Origin of the sequence: Arthrobacter sp. MYb213 (assembly GCF_002979915.1) — a bacterium.
Classification (GTDB): Bacteria; Actinomycetota; Actinomycetes; order Actinomycetales; family Micrococcaceae; genus Glutamicibacter.
Window position 1 is genome coordinate 348,746 of the sequence record NZ_PCQA01000003.1, and the last position, 17,598, is coordinate 366,343.

The 17,598-nt window shown below is 56.5% G+C and carries 15 protein-coding genes and 1 pseudogene; 8 read left to right on the plus strand and 8 right to left on the minus strand.

The features are described from left to right. The first annotated feature begins 125 nt into the window (after positions 1–125). Positions 126–1,031 (plus strand): LysR family transcriptional regulator, encoded by a 906-nt coding sequence (locus tag CQ011_RS09105; protein ID WP_219844199.1) that lies wholly within the window; start codon positions 126–128, stop codon positions 1,029–1,031. Positions 1,032–1,054: 23 nt separating this feature from the next. On the opposite strand, the gene CQ011_RS09110 is transcribed toward CQ011_RS09105, so the two are convergent. Together CQ011_RS09110 and CQ011_RS09115 are read right to left on the minus strand one after the other, a co-directional pair. Next, positions 1,055–1,603 (minus strand): DUF488 domain-containing protein, encoded by a 549-nt coding sequence (locus CQ011_RS09110; RefSeq protein WP_105677081.1) that lies wholly within the window; start codon positions 1,601–1,603, stop codon positions 1,055–1,057. Next, positions 1,600–1,818 (minus strand): hypervirulence associated TUDOR domain-containing protein, encoded by a 219-nt coding sequence (locus CQ011_RS09115; RefSeq protein WP_105677084.1) that lies wholly within the window; start codon positions 1,816–1,818, stop codon positions 1,600–1,602. The genes CQ011_RS09110 and CQ011_RS09115 overlap by 4 nt, the downstream gene beginning before the upstream one ends. A 294-nt stretch (positions 1,819–2,112) precedes the next feature. On the opposite strand from CQ011_RS09115, the gene CQ011_RS09120 reads away from it, so the two are divergent. Further along, complete coding sequence (locus tag CQ011_RS09120) at positions 2,113–2,727, plus strand: cyclodeaminase/cyclohydrolase family protein (protein ID WP_181148056.1); 615 nt, start codon at positions 2,113–2,115, stop codon at positions 2,725–2,727. Next, positions 2,724–3,611 (plus strand): bifunctional 5,10-methylenetetrahydrofolate dehydrogenase/5,10-methenyltetrahydrofolate cyclohydrolase, encoded by an 888-nt coding sequence (locus tag CQ011_RS09125; protein WP_105677088.1) that lies wholly within the window; start codon positions 2,724–2,726, stop codon positions 3,609–3,611. Before CQ011_RS09120 ends, CQ011_RS09125 begins: the two co-directional genes overlap by 4 nt. Positions 3,612–3,864: 253 nt before the next feature. On the opposite strand, the gene CQ011_RS09130 is transcribed toward CQ011_RS09125, so the two are convergent. Further along, positions 3,865–4,461: a TetR/AcrR family transcriptional regulator gene (locus tag CQ011_RS09130; RefSeq protein WP_105677090.1), complete on the minus strand. Its 597-nt coding sequence runs from the start codon at positions 4,459–4,461 to the stop codon at positions 3,865–3,867. Positions 4,462–4,569: 108 nt separating this feature from the next. Between CQ011_RS09130 and CQ011_RS09135 the strand changes: the two genes are divergently transcribed. Then, complete coding sequence (locus CQ011_RS09135; RefSeq protein WP_105677093.1) at positions 4,570–5,151, plus strand: hypothetical protein; 582 nt, start codon at positions 4,570–4,572, stop codon at positions 5,149–5,151. A 10-nt stretch (positions 5,152–5,161) separates the two neighbouring features. Here CQ011_RS09135 and CQ011_RS09140 read toward each other — a convergent pair whose 3' ends face one another. Next, positions 5,162–6,169 carry a zinc-binding alcohol dehydrogenase family protein gene (locus CQ011_RS09140; protein WP_105677096.1) on the minus strand — a complete coding sequence of 336 codons (1,008 nt, stop codon included), beginning with the start codon at positions 6,167–6,169 and terminating at the stop codon, positions 5,162–5,164. Between the two features lie 137 nt (positions 6,170–6,306). On the opposite strand from CQ011_RS09140, the pseudogene CQ011_RS09145 reads away from it, so the two are divergent. After that, positions 6,307–6,588, plus strand: a pseudogene (locus CQ011_RS09145) (winged helix-turn-helix transcriptional regulator). Between the two features lie 114 nt (positions 6,589–6,702). On the opposite strand, the gene CQ011_RS09150 reads toward CQ011_RS09145, so the two are convergent. The 3 genes from CQ011_RS09150 to CQ011_RS09160 all read right to left on the minus strand — a co-directional run bounded on the left by CQ011_RS09150 (position 6,703) and on the right by CQ011_RS09160 (position 11,987). Next, positions 6,703–9,222, minus strand: a complete 2,520-nt coding sequence (locus tag CQ011_RS09150; protein ID WP_105677099.1) for a GcvT family protein — start codon at positions 9,220–9,222, stop codon at positions 6,703–6,705. Positions 9,223–9,294: 72 nt separating this feature from the next. Then, the gene (locus tag CQ011_RS09155; protein ID WP_105677104.1) at positions 9,295–10,686 is read right to left on the minus strand and encodes a flavin reductase family protein; all 1,392 of its coding nucleotides are present in this window, start codon (positions 10,684–10,686) and stop codon (positions 9,295–9,297) included. Next, complete coding sequence (locus CQ011_RS09160) at positions 10,683–11,987, minus strand: aromatic ring-hydroxylating oxygenase subunit alpha (RefSeq protein WP_105677106.1); 1,305 nt, start codon at positions 11,985–11,987, stop codon at positions 10,683–10,685. The genes CQ011_RS09155 and CQ011_RS09160 overlap by 4 nt, the downstream gene beginning before the upstream one ends. A 152-nt stretch (positions 11,988–12,139) precedes the next feature. On the opposite strand from CQ011_RS09160, the gene CQ011_RS09165 reads away from it, so the two are divergent. From CQ011_RS09165 to CQ011_RS09175, 3 genes are all read left to right on the plus strand, one after another. Beyond that, a complete protein-coding gene (locus CQ011_RS09165) occupies positions 12,140–13,078 on the plus strand; it encodes a LysR family transcriptional regulator (RefSeq protein ID WP_105677108.1) in 939 nt (312 codons plus the stop codon). Between the two features lie 129 nt (positions 13,079–13,207). Then, complete coding sequence (fdhA, locus tag CQ011_RS09170; protein WP_105677111.1) at positions 13,208–14,422, plus strand: formaldehyde dehydrogenase, glutathione-independent; 1,215 nt, start codon at positions 13,208–13,210, stop codon at positions 14,420–14,422. A 299-nt stretch (positions 14,423–14,721) separates the two neighbouring features. Beyond that, on the plus strand, positions 14,722–16,590 hold the full coding sequence (locus tag CQ011_RS09175) for a BCCT family transporter (RefSeq protein WP_105677113.1): 1,869 nt from the start codon (positions 14,722–14,724) through the stop codon (positions 16,588–16,590). Between the two features lie 81 nt (positions 16,591–16,671). Here CQ011_RS09175 and CQ011_RS09180 read toward each other — a convergent pair whose 3' ends face one another. Then, on the minus strand, positions 16,672–17,328 hold the full coding sequence (locus CQ011_RS09180) for a GntR family transcriptional regulator (protein WP_105677116.1): 657 nt from the start codon (positions 17,326–17,328) through the stop codon (positions 16,672–16,674). Positions 17,329–17,598 lie beyond the last annotated feature (270 nt).

The following is a 17,598-nucleotide window of genomic DNA, read 5'->3' on the forward strand; positions in this document are numbered from 1 at the left end:
GTGGTAGTCGGTGTATTTGTGGAATTCTCCGGCACCGCAGGTGCGAAATTTAGGAAAATACCACCGAGTATCCAGTAAATGTTCTAGTTATGGAGTACCTTGAAGTATTGCTACAAGGAGATCACGTGCTTGATGTTAAAAGATTGCAAATCTTACTCGCAGTAGTCGAAGGCGGCTCGGTGACAGCCGCGGCAGATGAGCTTTTTTATACGCCTTCGGGTGTTTCGCAGCAGTTGCGCAAACTTGAAGAAGAAGTTGGGCAGCCACTGTTGCAACGTCATGCGCGTGGCATGATTCCCACCGATGCCGGACATGTGCTGGCCAATCACGCGCGGAGTATCCTGCAGCAAATGGATGCAGCGGTAGCGGACCTTGGTCAGCTCGCCGGGCTGAATAGCGGGAGCCTGAGTCTTGGCACATTCCCCACCCTGGGTAGCTCGTTTATGCCATTGGTCATCAGTCGATTCCGCAAAATGTATCCATCAATCAAACTTGATGTCCGCAGTACCCGGCTTCAAGAGCTCATGGCTTTACTCTCCAAGGGGGAGATCTCCCTAGGGCTGCTCTGGGAGTATGAATGGCTGCGATTGAACCGCAAAGATTTTGAACTAACCACCTTATTTACCGAACCGACGGTACTGGTGGTCGGGGTGGAACATCCGTTAGCTCAGCGGGAGGAGGTTGATATGGCCGATACCGCTCGCGAACAATGGATCGTTCGAGCTAACGAGCACCCAGTGGCAGAGCTCTTGGAAAGGACCTGCAACTCCGCAGGCTTCTCGCCGAAAATTTCTTTTCAGGCCAATGACTATCAGGAGGCCCAAGCGATGGTCTCGGTAGGGCTAGGTATTGCCTTGGCGCCGAAATCTGCGGTGATGAATCATCATCCGGGCGTGAAGGTGTTATCCCTCGGGCAAGGTGCTGCCTCGCGAAGTGTAGTCCTCGCGCAACGCCGGGATCGTGTGCGCGCTCCGGCAGAAAATGCCTTTCAGTCGCTGCTGGTGGAAATGGGCCAAACTTGGATCCGATAAGCAAAAGTGCCCAAGTGCCCAAGCTAGGTCTGCGCCGGGTAGCGGACCATGGCGGACTCGTCGATGACGGCACCCGCGCTGAGTTGCGCGTCAACAGTTTTGCCTGGACCCATAATGTGCAGCACCTGGAGCTGATGAGCGATCAGATGATCTGAGATGATTCTGCGGTGACAGCGCCACCACACTGCTTCGGAACACATCACCGCGGTGTGCTGCGCGGATGCTGCGTCGCGTAACTCGGCTAAGGCCTCGGTGAATTCTTGGGATAACGCGTGATCTGCGTAGTTATGAAAACTTCGATTTTCCCACCATGCGTTGGTCTCAAAAGGAATTTCCTTGCCTACCGTGCGCCGGCCATCCAGTGGTTCCAATTTCCACAGCTTGATGCCGATTGCGTCCAGAGATTCAGCCAAGGCATCGGAATTAAAATGTGGAAACTTATCCGAGCCTGCCAGTTTCCTAACGTCCAGAACCTGTGTGATTGAATTTTCTTTCAGCAGGTCTGTGAACTCTTCCAGTGTCCGGTTCGAGTGCCCAATGGTCCAGATGCGTGCTGTGTTCAGGTCGCTCATTGATCTTTCAGCAACTTCAGCGCGCCGCCCTTATGCGCGGCCACGTGGTCAGTCTTGTCGCTTTTGATTTCATACTGTGGGTCATCTTTTGACGCCCGATGGGTATGACCTTTGTAGTCAAAGTCGGAAGTGTGCACCTTGGTGATCTTGCCGGATACCCTGCCTGCCTCGGAATTCCACGAGACGTGATCACCTTTCGAAAATGCTTGCGTCATGCTGGCTCCTTGCGTTTTTCTCCATTCAAGCACCTGTGTCTGGTGCTGTCACCATGTGGTGTGCCAGTTTCCCGGCCAGCCGGAGGGGTAGTCGAAGTTAAAAACCCTTGACCTGTGATCGGTATCTGTTTTAGGCTTCAAAGTATTCTGATATACCAGTCGGATATTAACAAAATCTAAGGTGCATATGCCGGCGCGTTAGATCTCGCTACTGAGTATCTGCGCCTGCATTGCCCTGACAGCACTGCAAACCAAATCAGCATCTGCGCCTCATCCGGCCCGAAGGGGACCTCATTGATTTCCAGCGAAACAGTCACCAGCTACCTCGAGCGACTGGCGTCCAAGGCGCCAACTCCGGGAGGTGGTGCGGCCGCGGCCATGCAGGTTGCTCAGGGTGCGGCCCTGGTATCCATGGTGGCCGAATTTACTGCCGGCCCACGTTTTCGCGACGTTGAGGCGGAAGCCGAGCAAATCGCTAAGCGTGCTCGCATTCTGATGCGCTCTGCACTGTATGCCGCGCAGGAGGACGAACGTTGCTTCGGACAGCTGAGCAGTGCTTATCGAATGCCTAAAGATCAAACGGTGCAACGTTCGGCGGCAATTCAAGAAGCAACCGTGATAGCCAGTGAGCCATTGGTGAGTACCGTGGAAATCTCGACCGTCGTCGTGACGCTCGCTCAACGTTTATTAGCTATTGGTAATCCGTCGGTGCTTAGCGACGTGGCAGCCGCTGCGGAAGCGGCCCGCGCAGCAACGCGTACCGCGGTAATAACCCTAGAAATGAATATCGCTGCACTCCACGAGCAGAAGCATCGCGACCGGCTAAGCGACACCGTCAAGCAAGCAATGACAGCCATCGCCGAAGCAGAACAGCTCAGCGATCAGGTTCGTGCGGCGGTCACCGTATGAGCGCGCGCCTATTGCTCGGTGAACCCGTAGCCGAAAAAGTTCGCCAGCGAATCGGTGGCCTCGTCACGCAACTAGCCGCTGAGCACATCACGCCCAAAGTTGCTGTCATCGTAGCTACGGATAACGAAGCCACCAAGTGGTATGTCGGTTCGATCGCTCGGGCTGCGGCAAAGCTCTCGGTGGCCTGTGAAGTGTTTGATCTCGGAGAAGCTACCGAGGAGTTTATCGCCGAAACAATCAAGACACTGAATGCCGACGAGCTAATACATGGCATCATCTTGCAAACCCCGCTTCCACAGGGAGTTGACGTCTCATCGCTGGTTAAGCTGATAGACCCCGCCAAAGATATTGACGGAGCAAACCCAGTTAGTCTTGGCCGCCTCAGTGTTGGACAAGATGCCTTCGCTCCGGCCACCGCGCGGTCGGTGATAGAAATCCTTGAGCACTATCGGATCGCGTTGTCCGGAAAACATGTGGCGGTGATAGGTCGCTCCGCGGTGGTTGGCAAACCACTAGCGCAGCTCCTGTTGCAGCGTGACGCGACGGTCACGATCTGTCATTCGCGCACCGTTAACTTAGCTGAACATACCCGGCGGGCCGCGGTGTGCGTGGTAGCCGCTGGACAGCCACATCTACTCGCATCCAACGAGGTGACGGCGCACTCGGTGGTGATAGACGTAGGAACTCACGTGACCGAATCCGGTGAGCTCACCGGGGATGTGCAGAGTGACTCGGTGCAGCCGTTGGTCGCGGCATTGAGCCCGGTGCCTGGGGGAGTGGGCACGGTGACTACTGCCCTGCTGCTTTTGCACACGGTTCAAGCGGCTACCAATTTCCTTGAACGTAGTCGTCGAGAGGAGTGGCAGATGAGCGCAGGCCGGTAGTTGTCAGGCCGCCAACTTGACGTGTTTGTTGGGCAATCCAGCCCGCAGACGCGCAGAAGGAACGCGGAAACTGCAAGTACCTGGTGGACCCATAACTGACACCACGCACGGGCCAAGATCCTTGGTGGAATCGCTGGCCGTCGCTGCGTAGGTTGTTCGCCGCCGTATCATCGCAAGGAAGGTCGATGGTGCGGCGGTGCTGTGTGTTCTGCTAAATCAGAAAATCTTCAGATGGGACCTCGGAAAGGGTCCGTTAGGCAATAGCTGCCGTAAGTACCGCATCAAAGGCAGACTTCAGGGATGCTTCCAGCGATTTTGGATCTCCAAGGTATCCATTCACCATGGCGCCGTCACGCAACATCATGAGCTGGCGGGCAACGCCTTGGGAGTCATCAGTCCCAGCGTCCGAGGCGATCTCGGCAAATTTATCCAGCATCCATTGGCGGTGGGTGTGTACTACTTCTCGAACCGGGTCCTGTGGGTCGGAGAACTCGGCGGCGGCGTTGATAAATGCGCAGCCACGAAAGCCTGGGCTGCAGCTAGCGGTGCCAATTCCCGCGGCAATCGCATCTAGTGAACCTACTGGGTCGCTGGCTTGGTGCAAACTCGAAAACCAGGAGCTTTCCTGTTGCGCCTGCTGGGCCAGGTAAGCCACCACGAGGTCACTCTTGCTGCGAAAGTGGCGGTAGAAGGTCACCTTGGTGATGCCCACTTCTTCAATAATTCGGTCGGCACTGGTAGCCCGGATGCCCTGTGCGTAGAACAAATGATTAGTCGCTTCGAGGATGCGCTCACGAGTCGCGCCAGCCGAGCGTTTACCAGTGGCTGGAACCGTTGTTTTACTCTGCATGGGGCCTCCAAGTCGTCAATGCGGTTGCATAGGTGTACGAAGTAGTCTACCTTGAACATGTAGACGAACTAGTAACTCTACTTGTTTCGTATCTTTAAGGAGACTCTCATGTCCGCACCGCCATACACTGTCACCAACACGGCCCAATACGGTCACAAGCTGCGCAACCTCTATTTTTTGCGCTTCACCTTCGCCCTGATCTGGGTTGGCATCATGTTCGCCACGGCGGCCCGGGCCGTGGAACCCAATGTCCTGCTGACCGTATTGCTGGTGCTGTACCCAGCCTTTGACGCCGGGGCGGTGCTGTGGCAATTGCGTGCCGACCCTGACCAGAACCGCTCGAAGAGCAGCGAATGGGTGGGCGTAGTGGTCAGCGTGGCCGTCGCCATTGCGCTGGGTATCACCTCGTCGATTTCCGTTTCGGCCGCACTAGCAGTGTGGGGACTATGGGCAATCGTGGCCGGCATTGCGCAGCTAATTACCGCAATCCGCAACCGCCACGCAGGTGGCCAAGTCGCCCAGATGCTATCGGGCGGAATCTCGGTATTCGCTGGTGGCGGGTTCCTTTGGCAAGGACTGCAGGGCAGCGGAACGCTGGCCGGAGCCGCCGGCTATGCGGGACTAGGGGCGCTGTTCTTCCTAGTCTCCGCGATTCGCTTGAGTATCAAACTTCGCCGGGGCAACGCCTGAGCCGAGCGCTCTACTCCCAGCCGGTAAGAACTAACTTGCCCACGGTTCGTCCGCTCTCGATTAGCTCGTGTGCCTTGCGCAGGTTCTTGGCTGAGATGGGAGTGAGTGTGCTGGTGACCGTGGTGCGTAGTTGGCCCTGGTCCACTAGATCAGCCACTTGATTGAGCAGTCGGTGCTGCTCGATCATGTCGGCAGTTTGATACAGCGCACGAGTGAACATCAGCTCCCAGTGCCAACTAATGGACTTGCTCTTCAGCGGCGAGACATCACGCGAACCATCATCAATCGCCACTACCTGACCGAAGGGGCGGACAATCTGCGCGTAGGTTTCCAACTGCCCCTCCGAGTGTGCGGTGAACAGCCAGTCCACACCGTTGGGCGCGAGTGCGAGCACCTGGGCGGCCAGATCCTCGCGGTGGTGCACGGTGTGCTCCGCTCCGAGATCCCGAGCCCAAGTGGCTCGCTGATCATCTGAAGCCGTGGCGATCACGGTGACCTGAGGCAAGAGGATCTCGGCCAGCGCGAGCATGATTGATCCAACGCCGCCGGTTGCGCCGACTACCAAGAGTGTTCCGACTGATTTTTCGGTCAGCTGCAGTCGGTCAAACAGGGTCTCCCAGGCGGTGATTGTGGTTAGCGGGAGCGCGGCAGCCTCGGCGAAGCTCAGGGTCGCAGGCTTGCGTCCGGTGATCCGCTCGTCAACAAGGTGCAAGCGCTGATTGGTGCCTTGCCGGTCGATACTGCCGGCGTAGTACACCTCGTCGCCCGGGGCGAATAGCGTCACGGCCGAGCCGACTTCTTGAACGATACCTGCGGCATCAAAACCGAGCACCTTGAAGCCGTCGGCGGGGCTGCTTAAGCGCACTTTCATGTCCACTGGGTTCACCGAGACTGCCTCGACCGCGACGAGTAGGTCATGTGGACCCAGCTCGGGTAGTTCAATTTCTTGAGTAATCAATGACTTGGGGTCGGTAGCTGGCAGGTTCTGTGTGTAGCCAATAGCTGTCGTAGTTTTCATGTAGTCCATCCTCTCTTGCCGGCACTAGTTACCCGCAAGGGCACTTAGTATCTATTTGATAGCATCAGTCTATGACTGAACTCAGTGAGGATTACCAGCGTAATGATGTGTACGCGGCCATGTGTCCTTGTCGCGACATGCTCGATTTACTCGCGAACAAGTGGAGCGCCTTGGCTATCGGTGCATTAGAAGAGGGACCGCAACGTACCGGGGAACTCAAACGCCGGTTAGAAGGAATCAGTACAAAAGTCCTTTCATAGACGCTTAAAAGGCTGGAAGACCACGGTCTTCTGATCCGCACCATTTACCCTGAGGTGCCGGCGCGAGTGGAGTACGAACTGACTGGGCTCGGACTGGGTGCCGCGCAACCACTGAAGCAACTACGCTCGTGGGTTGAGCACAACGTAGGAACCCACTAAATATGTATTCTTTCGCGCATAGCCGCGCTGGGGGTGGCTGAAAAAGCTGGTGCCCCGGAATACTAAGCTTCCGGGGCACCAGCTGCACTTCTTCTACCGGCTAAGTTCGCGTAATTAGCTCGGGGTGACCGCTAAGGTGACTCCACGCAGCCGGTCCATCTGCGGATCGTATAGTGGATCATCAACCACGCTCGCAGCCAGCAATCTGCCGAAGTACTCAATCTGCACGCTGTCCCCGGTTTCTACCGAGCTAGGCAACCAAGCGTAAGCAATGGGTTTGCGTACCGTGTACCCATAGGCCGCGCTGGTCACATATCCGGCTGGAACGCCATTGACGTACACCGGTTCCTTACCTAAGACGATGGATGTTCCATCATCGATAGTCAGGCACCGCAATCGAGTCGTGGCTGCCGCAGCGCGTGAAGCCAACGCCGCCCTACCCACAAAATCTGCGGTCTTGGCTGCCTTCACCGCGAAACCCAGTCCCGCCTGTTCCGGCTCGTGCTCGGTGGTCACATCCGTGCCGAAGGAACGGAAACCCTTCTCCAGACGCAGTGAGTTAAACGCCGCGCGTCCGGCGGCGATCAGCCCGTATTCTTGCCCGGCTTCGAAGATGACATCCCACAGGCGCTGGCTCACATCTGCCGAGGCGTAGAGTTCCCACCCATATTCACCCACGTAGGACAGTCGCATCGCGGTCACCGGGATGCCGGCGATAGAAATTTCCTTAGTACGGAAGTACTTCAACCCATCATTGCTCACATCATCATCGGTGAGTTTGCCCAGCACGTCTCGGGCAAACGGTCCCCACAGCCCAATGCAGGCGGTACCGGAGGTGGTGTCTTTGACGCTCACCCATGACCCTGGATTTGCGGCACTGAATTTACGGGCTTCGCGGGACAGGTAGGCGACATCAACATTTGAGTTAATACCTGCCTGGTAAAGCTCCTCGGAGATGCGTGCAACGGTAATGTCACTGGTGATACTGCCTGCGGAATTCAACAGCAGGGTGTAGCTGACCATGCCGGGGGCACGGAGCATATTTGCGGTGGTGAGCCCCTGCAACATTTGCCCGGCACCGGGACCGGTGATTTCCACGCGTTTCAGCGGAGTCATATCAAACATGGCCACCGCCGTACGTGTCTTCCATGCTTCAACCGCAGCGATAGGGGAGTGGAACATATTTGACCACTCATCACGCGCGGGACCCTGCCATTCTTGCGGCAACTGATCAAGCAGTGCGGCGTTGGACTCGTACCAATGTGGGCGTTCCCAACCGGTGCCCTCTAAGAAGAAGGCGCCAAGTTCTTGCTGCCGGGCGAAGAACGGACTGGTGCGCACATTGCGTGGCTTCAACCGTGGCTCAAGGGGATGGCGAATATCGTAGATTTCCACGAAGTTCTGCTGTGATGTTTCGCTGACGTATTCCTTGGTGGTTTGCACGTCTTCAAAACGATTCAGATCGCAATCGCTCAGATCCGTTTCGGACTGACCGCTAGTGATCAACTGTGCCACCGCCCTGGCAATACCCGGCGCGTGGGTGACCCACACTGCCTCGGCAACAAAGAACCCGTCCACCTCGCGGGATTCGCCGACTAGCGAACCACCATCCGGGGTGAAAGAGAAGATTCCGTTAAAACCACGCTGGATCTGAGTGTTGCGCAGGTCTGGCAGCAACTCTTGGGTGGCTTCCCACTCGGCAGCAAAGTCTTCGGGGGTAAACGCCAAGCTGGAAGGCATCCGCTCGTCGGTAATCTCTTCCGGGGCGTAGCGGGCTAGGGTGTCAAGGTCTACCGGCATTGGACGGTGGGCGTAGGAGCCGATACCGATACGGTCTCCCCACTCACGGTAGTAAAGGTCCCCATCCTGGTAACGCAAAATTGGCCGGGTAGCTCCGGCGGGTTGTTCATTGATTCCGGCCAGGCTCGGAGCCGGGGTAGTCCACGCGAACTGGTGACCCAACGGCAACAGTGGGATCGGAGTGCCGACCATCTTGCCAATATTTGGTCCCCAGAATCCTGCGCAGGAGACCACAATGTCAGCTTCGAAACGATCCTCACCACAGATCACCGCGGTGACCTTGCCACCGGACTGCTCAATATCGGTTACCACCGTGCCATCGCGGAATTCAACTCCGGCAGCCTGCGCCCGCTCGATGACCAGCGAGGTACCCTTGCTAGCCAGGGCGAGCCCATCATTTTTGGTGAAAAGACCACCAAGTACCTTCTCCGGGTTGAGCATAGGGAATTTCTTCAGACAGTCGGCGGCCTCGATGACTTCGGCCTGTACACCGTAGGAGCGGTTCCACCCGGCACGGCGGTGCAGATCCTGCAAACGGGCCTCGGTGGTGGCGATTTCCAACCCACCGACCGGAAGGAATGAGCCGCGACCGTCGGCACCCACCAACGAGGTGAGCTTCTCGATGGTGTACTGCGCGAACGCGGTCATTGACTTGGAAGGATTTGAGGAGAAAACGAGTCCGGGGGCGTGCGAGGTGGAACCGCCGGGCAGGTTCAAGGGCCCCTGTTCAATCACCAAGGTATTGGTGTGGCCCAGCTGGACGAGCTCGTCTGCCAGGTTGGCGCCGACGATTCCGGCTCCGATAATGACTACCCGTGGGGATGAAACAGACACGGTGGACTCCTAAAACTTGTGTGGTGTGGAGAATTGAGATGCTGCGAGTATTTCGGAAGAGCTCCGGCAGGCTCAGGCGTCGATCACCAGATCGGTGCTCGCGGTGGAACAACACGGGAGGAACTTGCCGGCCGAGATTTCTCTGGCACGGATTCCGCCCTGATGGTTCATTTGAACTTCACCATCGAGTTTGACCACCTTGCATGAACCGCACATACCTTCTTGGCAGTTCGCGCCGATACGAACTCCGGCACGTTGCGCGACTCCCAGGATGTGCTCGTCGCCATTGATCTTCACGTTCAAGGCGCTGCGCACAAAGGTCATCGTCAGCGTCCCGCTGCCAACGGTGGGGAAATTCGAAGGATCAACCGGCCCGGCCGGTTCCACCAAGGGTTTAGCCGGCGGCAAAGAAATATTGGAGTCGACGACTTCTAATTTCTGTCCCGTGGCTTCGATGGTTCCTTCCGCGTCATACTCCGGTTCATACATGACCAACTCAATCGGTTGGCTTTCGTAGAACTGATCCACCGACTCGGCGACTTCCTCGGCAATACCTTCGGCTAAGGTAACTTCCTGCTGGTATTCCAACAGTGTCTTACGGTCACCGGTGAAGAATTCCATGAACACCGAGGTGTCATCCACTCCCACCTCGCGCAAGAGCTTGGTGGCCAGATTCAAATAGCCTTCGGGACCGCAGGCGAACACCTTGCGCCCATTAGCGTCCGGTGCCACCGCTTCAATCATCTGTGCGGTGAGCCGTCCACTAAAACCGTCCCAACTTGCGGGCTTTTCACGATTGCCTAGGGAATAGGAAACCTTGATCCGCGAATCAACCTGGGTGATGTATTCCAGCTCGGGCCAGAACGCGAAATCCCCGGGCACCGTGCCATGGCAAAGCACCACCACATCCGCCAGCCCGGGCAGCGAATGAATGGTGCGCACCATGGACATGATCGGGGTGATCCCGGCGCCGGCAGATAAGAACAGGTAGCGCGCTCGCCGGTCGGAGTCTCCTAGGTGGAATGCGCCGACCGGGCCGAGCATGTCCAAAACCATTCCTGGGCGCAGATTTTCATGCGCCCAGTTGGAGACCAGACCGTTGGCATCCCTTTTAATGCTGATGTTAAAGGTCCACGGCACGGTGGGCGCGCTAGATATTGAATAGCTACGGTCCACCGAGTCTTGGTCTTCACCGTGCACCGGGAAGGCAATATTCAAATATTGCCCGGCGCGGAAGGCCAATGGTGCCCCGTCTAGCCGGCGGAAGACGAAGGTCATCAATCCGCCGGCCTCGGCGATGGTCTGCACGCATTCGGCCATGAACTCTTGCGGGTGCCAGGGGCCCAGCGCACGGGCGGCACTGGCCGGTCCGTCTTGTCCGCTCAGTACCCGGTTCCAAGGCATTTCTAATCCGCGGATGCGCTGGGCTTCCGGGATGCCGATACGGGTGGTCGGTTCGGTCATGCCAGGTGCTCCAAAACGCGCTGGGTGTACCAGTTAAGGAATGCCTCAACCTGGTATTCGCTCAACATGTAAGGGCCAGGTTCGTACACTGGGCTGGCCGCTCCCTTTTGGCATAGTTCCACGAACGCCTTGTCCTGCAGGTTTGTCTGCTTCCAGGTGTGCGTCAGGGTATCCAGATCATAATCTTCGCCTTCTAACGCATCATCGGCTACCAGCCAGGTGGTGCGCACCAGGGTCTGGTGTTCGTTAATAGGGAAGACGGCGAAGGTAATGATGTGATCGCTTTGGAAGTGGAACCAACTATTGGGCTGCAGGTGCATGGAGCAACGTCCAAGGCGGAAGTCGCGTAGGTCCCCAAGTAGTTTTTTGGATAGTCGGTGGCCGTCGGGGGAGAAAGATTCACCGTCGCCGTCCAAGGATTCACGAGAGATACGAATTCCAGCAATGCGGGTATCTAATTCTTCGACGACTTCGAAAGGGATGCCGTAACGACGGCAACGTTCTTCGAGACTTGCCTGAGCCTGCTTATTGCGTTCCCACACTTCTTCAAGATGCGTCGGAACAATCTCGTCGCTCAGCCCCCAGGTGGGGAACAATGAGCAGGCAAGTTCTGGGTGGCCGTCGCAGTGGTAGCACTCGCGATTATTCTCCATCACCAGTTTCCAGTTGGCCTCTTCGATGATGTTCTGTTGGTAGGCCACCTTGGTGCGGGAAATGTCGTGCGGCGCCAGATATGGTTCAAAGATTTGTGCGACCTGATCAAAGTCCGTAGGTGGTTCTTGGGCCAGGCAGACAAAAATGAGTCCCGCGCGAATCTGTCCGTGGGCTCGCTTGAGTGCAAAGCAGTTCTTGTCGAACTTTGTTTCTCCCGGAGTGGAGGCGTGGATCAGGTCCCCTTCGGGGGAGTAAGTCCAGGAGTGGTATCCGCAGACGAGGTTTCCGGTGCTTCCCGAAGCTTCGGTCAGCACTCGGGCGCCGCGGTGGCGACAAACATTGTGCAGGACGTTGACTCCTCCGTCGTCGGTGCGCAAGATGATCAACGAATATGGGCCGTAGTCTACGGTGACGTAGTCTCCGGGTTCGGGGATCTCGGCGACACTCGTGGCGAAGAGCCAGTGGGTTGCGAAGATCGCCTGCATGTCCAGCGCAAATACCGCCGGGTCCGTGTAGAACGGGGAGTCGAGCGAATACCCTAGGCGCCGGTTTTGGAAGAGCTCGGTAATTTCGGTGAGTTGTTCGGCTGTCACCGAAGAAGCCAACTTGCCTCGCGTGGGTTGCGGGGCGCTTACCGAAGCTGTCATTTTTACTCCTAGAAACCAGAAACCAAGTGTTGTCATGGTGGTGGATGCACTGCAGCAATTTGTGAAGTGAATCACCGTATATGTTGAGACTAAAGTCTGAAGAGTCGCATGAAAAGCGCAAGAAAGTGGAGGAAATCATGCACAATAGGTGCATGATTGATCCTCGTCTGATTACCCTGAGAGTTTTCTCCTCGGCGGGCACCGTGGCACGTACCGCGGAGCTGACCGGGTATTCGCCTTCCGCGGTGTCTGCGCAGCTGCGTGAACTACAACGTTCTCTGGGGATCAAGCTGCTGATCAAGGATGGACGCGGTATCCAGTTGACGGTTGCCGGCAGGCATTTTGTGGCGGGACTCGACGACATTGTGACGCAATTGGAACAGTTGCGGGCTTCGGCTTTGGCCAGCGAGGGACAGTTGCAGGCGAGCTTTGGTTTGGGCGGTTTTTCCACGGCCGCTGCGCAGTTGCTCGCGCCCTTGGCGGAAGAGCTACACACCGTCCGCCCGCACGTTCAGGTGCAGCTGATGGAGGCCCATCCGCAGCGTTGCCTGGATCTCTTGCTCGCCGAGCGAATCGACCTGGCGGTGATTGTGGCTTCGCAGGCTCAGGGGTCAATCGATGCGAGTGCCAGATTTGAGCAGACGGTGCTGCTCGATGACCCATTGGACGTGGTGTTGCCGGCGGGACATCGTCTCGCGCTGAACAAAACGGTTTCGCTGGAAGAGTTGGCTGAGGATCCATGGATTACTGAAAACGAGCAGTCGGTGTATCGCTCGTTATTTGTCTCGGCGTTCGCTTCGCTAGGAGTCACGCCGCATATCGCCCACGAGGCCATCGAGTGGGAAACCATGATTGCCTTTATCGGTGCCGGCCTTGGCGTGGGGCTATTGCCGCGGTTGGCCACGTTGGGAAATGTGGAAACTGTGGTGCGCCGGCGCATTTCCGGAGCCGCTAAACCCTCGCGGCGCATCGTTGCGGTGACCCGAAAGGGTGGGCGAGGTTCGCCGCTCATCGAAGAATCTTTAACTTTTTTGCAGCGCACCGCGAAAGCCATTATTTCCCAGCGATTGACCGAGGAATTAGACGGTTAGGCCGAGTCTCAAGCCCCCGGGAGTCAAGGAACTATTTTTCACTTGGCTATTGACACAGATCACACTCATGAGCAGACTTTGGCTAAGTCCGATTAGTATCCAACTGATATTTCATGTGAAAGGTCACCCATGGGCAACTTGGCAGTCAGCTACGCCGGTGCAGGCAAGGTCGAACTCATCGACACGCCGTACCCAGATTTCGAACTGAAGGACGGTCCGGGAGTTCACCCGGCCAACATTGGACGCCAGGTGCATCACGGTGTCATCCTCAAAACCATCGCCACAAACATCTGCGGATCCGACCAACATATGGTGCGCGGACGCACCACCGCTCCAGAGGGGCTAGTGCTTGGCCACGAAATCACCGGCGAGGTCGTGGAAGTCGGCCGTGACGTGGAGTTCCTTAAAGTCGGCGACGTCGTTTCGGTACCCTTCAATATCTCCTGTGGACGTTGTCGAAACTGTAAGGTCGGACAAACCGGCATCTGCTTGAACGTCAATCCAGACCGCCCGGGTTCGGCCTACGGTTATGTGGACATGGGCGGCTGGGTCGGCGGCCAGGCCGAGTACGTGCTGGTTCCATATGCTGACTGGAACGCGCTGAAATTCCCTGACCGAGATCAGGCCATGGAAAAAATCTTGGACCTGACCATGCTCTCCGATATTTTTCCCACCGGATACCACGGCGCCATCGGTGCCGGAGTGACGGTAGGCTCCACGGTGTACGTTGCCGGTGCCGGCCCAGTTGGACTAGCCGCTGCCACCTCGGCCCAACTTTTGGGTGCTGCCACGGTGATCGTCGGTGATCTAAACGCGGACAGGCTAGCCCAAGCCAGAAGCTTTGGCTGCGAGACGGTAGATGTTTCGCTGGGCGACCCGGGCGAGCAGATTGCACAAATCCTCGGCGTTCCTGAAGTGGATTGCGGCATTGACGCCGTGGGCTTTGAAGCTCGCGGACACGGCCAAAACGCCAAGACCGAGCAACCTGCCACGGTGTTGAACTCATTGATGGAAATTACCCGTGCCGGTGGTGCCTTGGGCATTCCGGGACTCTACGTCACCGGCGACCCAGGAGCCACTGATGAAGCGGCCAAGCAGGGTTCGCTGTCCATGCGTTTTGGCTTGGGATTCGCTAAATCGCATACCTTCGTTACCGGCCAATGCCCGGTAATGAAGTACCACCGCGGGCTCATGCAGGCAATCCTCTCCGACAGGGTGAGCATCGCTAAAAACGTCAATGCGACCGCTATCGCCTTGAAGGATGCACCGCAGGGCTACGCGGCCTTTGACGAGGGCGCTGCACAGAAATTTGTCCTTGATCCACACAATATGATCCGCGCTTAAACCCGCATCAGCTTGCCGGGCACGAGCAGGTTTTTAGATCTGTTCGTGCCCGTTATCTAACCCCAAGAGACTCGTATCTTCTGGGGCGGAATTATCCCAAGATGTCCATGCCCGAACTTGTTGCGCCCAAAAATGGGTCACCGGTTCACCACATGTCGACCGCACTGGCGGACATCAAAACATCAGGCTACGGAACATCGTCTCGGCGGGTGGATTCAATCGCCATCGAGATGAAACTACTGACGCAAAAAAATCCTCAGTGAGTGTCGGTTGAAAAGTTCCGCCAACAAAGGAAAGCCATGAAAAATAACGAGCAACCCGTCCAAGATCTGGTGAGCGAGCTTCATTCCGCGCGCAGACGAAAGCCGAAGAGATATCTTGCCACAGGCACAGACTACTGGGTCTTTGGAATAGCAGGAATCTTGACGTTGGCCTTTATTATCTGGGGATTTTCTTCCCCCGCCGGTCTGGGCAGTGCGGCAAGCACGGCCCTGGACTGGGTGATCACGAACACCGGCTGGGTCTTCGTCATTGCAGCGACGGTGTTCACGGTTTTTGTGCTTGTTGTGGCGGCCAAGGGTTTTGGTCGGATTCCGTTAGGTAAGGATGGGGAGAAGCCGCAGTTCAGCACGGTCTCATGGATCTCCATGATGTTTGCAACCGGCATGGGCATCGGGTTGGTCTTTTATGGTGTGGGCGAACCATTGTTCTTCTACATATCGCCGCCGCCGGGAACGGTTGACGGGCAGACCTCGGCCGCGGTGGGCACGGCAATGGGCACCACGCTCTTTCACTGGACACTCTTCCCCTGGGCAATGTACGCGATTGTTGGCTTAGGGATGGCCTATGGAAGTTTCCGTCTAGGACGTCCGCAATTGTTCTCCTCGATGTTCAGTTCGGTCTTTGGCGAACGGGTAGTTCACGGTGCCGGCGGTAAGACGATTAACATTTTGGCGATTTTGGCGACTCTCTTTGGTACAGCTTGTTCGCTTGGTCTCGGCGCGTTGCAGATAGGTGGCGGTATCCAGTCCGCCGGCATGCTGGATAAGGTCGGCTCGGGTATGTTGGTGCTGATTATTGCGATTCTGACGGCCATGTTTGTGGCCTCGGCAGTCTCTGGAATTGAACGCGGTATTCAGTGGCTTTCAAACATTAATATGGTGCTTGCGGTGATCTTGGCATTGGTGGTCTTCATCGGTGGCCCGACGCTATTTATCTTGAATATCATCCCTAACGCCGTAGGATCCTTTATTAGCGACCTGCCGCAAATGGCTTCGCGCACCGCTGCCTCGGGTGATGAGACGATGGCGACCTGGCTATCGTCATGGACTATTTTCTACTGGGCCTGGTGGGTGTCATGGACGCCATTTGTGGGCTTGTTCATTGCTCGTATTTCGCGGGGTCGAAGCATTCGTCAGTTCGTTACAGGAGTCTTGCTCGTACCTTCCACCGTCACGTTGATCTGGTTCTCTATCTTTGGTGGCGGAGCCATTGGGTTGCAGGAACGTGCCGAACGAAGCGGCGACATGGGACAAGCCATGGCACAGATGGTTGATGGCGCCCCAGACATCGTTTTTGATTCAGTGCTCTTTGACCTGTTGGACAAGCTACCCTTCCCTGCCTGGTTCGCCACGGTGTTGATGGTACTGACTGTGGTGCTCATTGCGATCTTCTTTGTCACCGGAGCGGATTCTGCCTCGATTGTGATGGGTGCGCTCAGCGAGCGAGGCGCCGAGGATCCGAGCAAGAAATCCGTGATCTTCTGGGGTGTCTCTGTGGGTGCCGTGGCTGCGGTGATGCTGTTAGCCGGTGGAGATCATCCGGCGGCAGCACTGAATGGTCTAAAGAACATCACCATTGTCGCCGCACTGCCATTTGTTCTGGTGATGTTGCTGCTCTGCGTGGCTATCTGGAAAGACCTGAGTCGTGATCCGCTGGTGCTGCGCGGCAAGGTAGCACTGGAGGTACTTGAACAGGCAGTTGATGATGGCCTTGAACGACATGACGGGGAACAGTTCAGCTTGATGACTAGAGAAAATTCGATAGTCACTGTCAAGGCGAATCCCGCCGTTGGTTTAGCGGAAGCACCTATGCGGTCTCCGGCCGATAGCGCCGAAACTGATGAAGATCGGGATCCGCAATCGGAACCGGAACCGGTCGGTAGATAGTAGAAAACTCAGATGCTCGGCAACAAACCTAGGGTGACAACCAACTGGTTACTGCCGAGCATCGCGAGGCGTCGTGGGTGCTTAGGGTGCTTTTCGCAAGGCCTGCTCAAAGTGGGCCACGTGAGCGGAGACGAGCCGTGCAGCTTTCGTTCCGTCGCCATCCAGGATGGCTCTTAGCAGAGCTGAATGCTCAATAATATGTTCGGCTATGGGCGGCATTTGATCGATAACTAAACACCAAATGCGGGTGACTAGATTATCGAGGCGTACTAGCGTTTCTTCGAGATGCTTATTGGCGCTGGCGCGGTAAATCAGCCGGTGGATGTGCACGTCTAGGAGCAGTAAGGAGCGTTGATCCATGGACTCGTCCAGTGAATCAATCTTCTTCAGGTATTCGGCTAGTTCGGCGCGAATCTCGGGATCCTTATTTGCCGCTGCATTGTGCGCGGCCATGGGTTCGAGCACCTGGCGAATCTCAGAAATTTGGTTCAGTTCGTGAAAGTCTACGGACGTGGCAAATGTCCCGCGACGTGGGTAGGAGACAACCAAGTGGTCGGTTTCGAGACGTTTCAGCGCTTCACGTATGGGTGTACGCCCCACGTTGAGCTCCTCGGCCAAAGCAGGTTCATGAATGGGATGCGTCGGAGCGATTTCCAACAGCACAAGTCGATCCCTTAGCAGGTCGTAGGCGCGATCGGCCATCGAACTGGTAGTTGCTTGTGTGGGCGTAGGTGGCATCAGAACGTCGCTCTCATTCACTTGTGAAATATCAGTTGCCTATAAGCAAAGAGTATCTCGCAGAAGCGCATCTGGTCACCTTGATGATCAGTTACTCGCTTCGAATAGTGCTCCAGCATGTCTTCTTTCTAGCCTGGATCCGACGATGCTCGCTGCTGCGAGTGCCCAGTGAAAAATGATCGAAAATACCTATTGACGATGGATAGACGCACGCCTAAGCTTGTGATCAAACATTGATATATCAGTAGTTTTGCATCCGACGCTTACGTT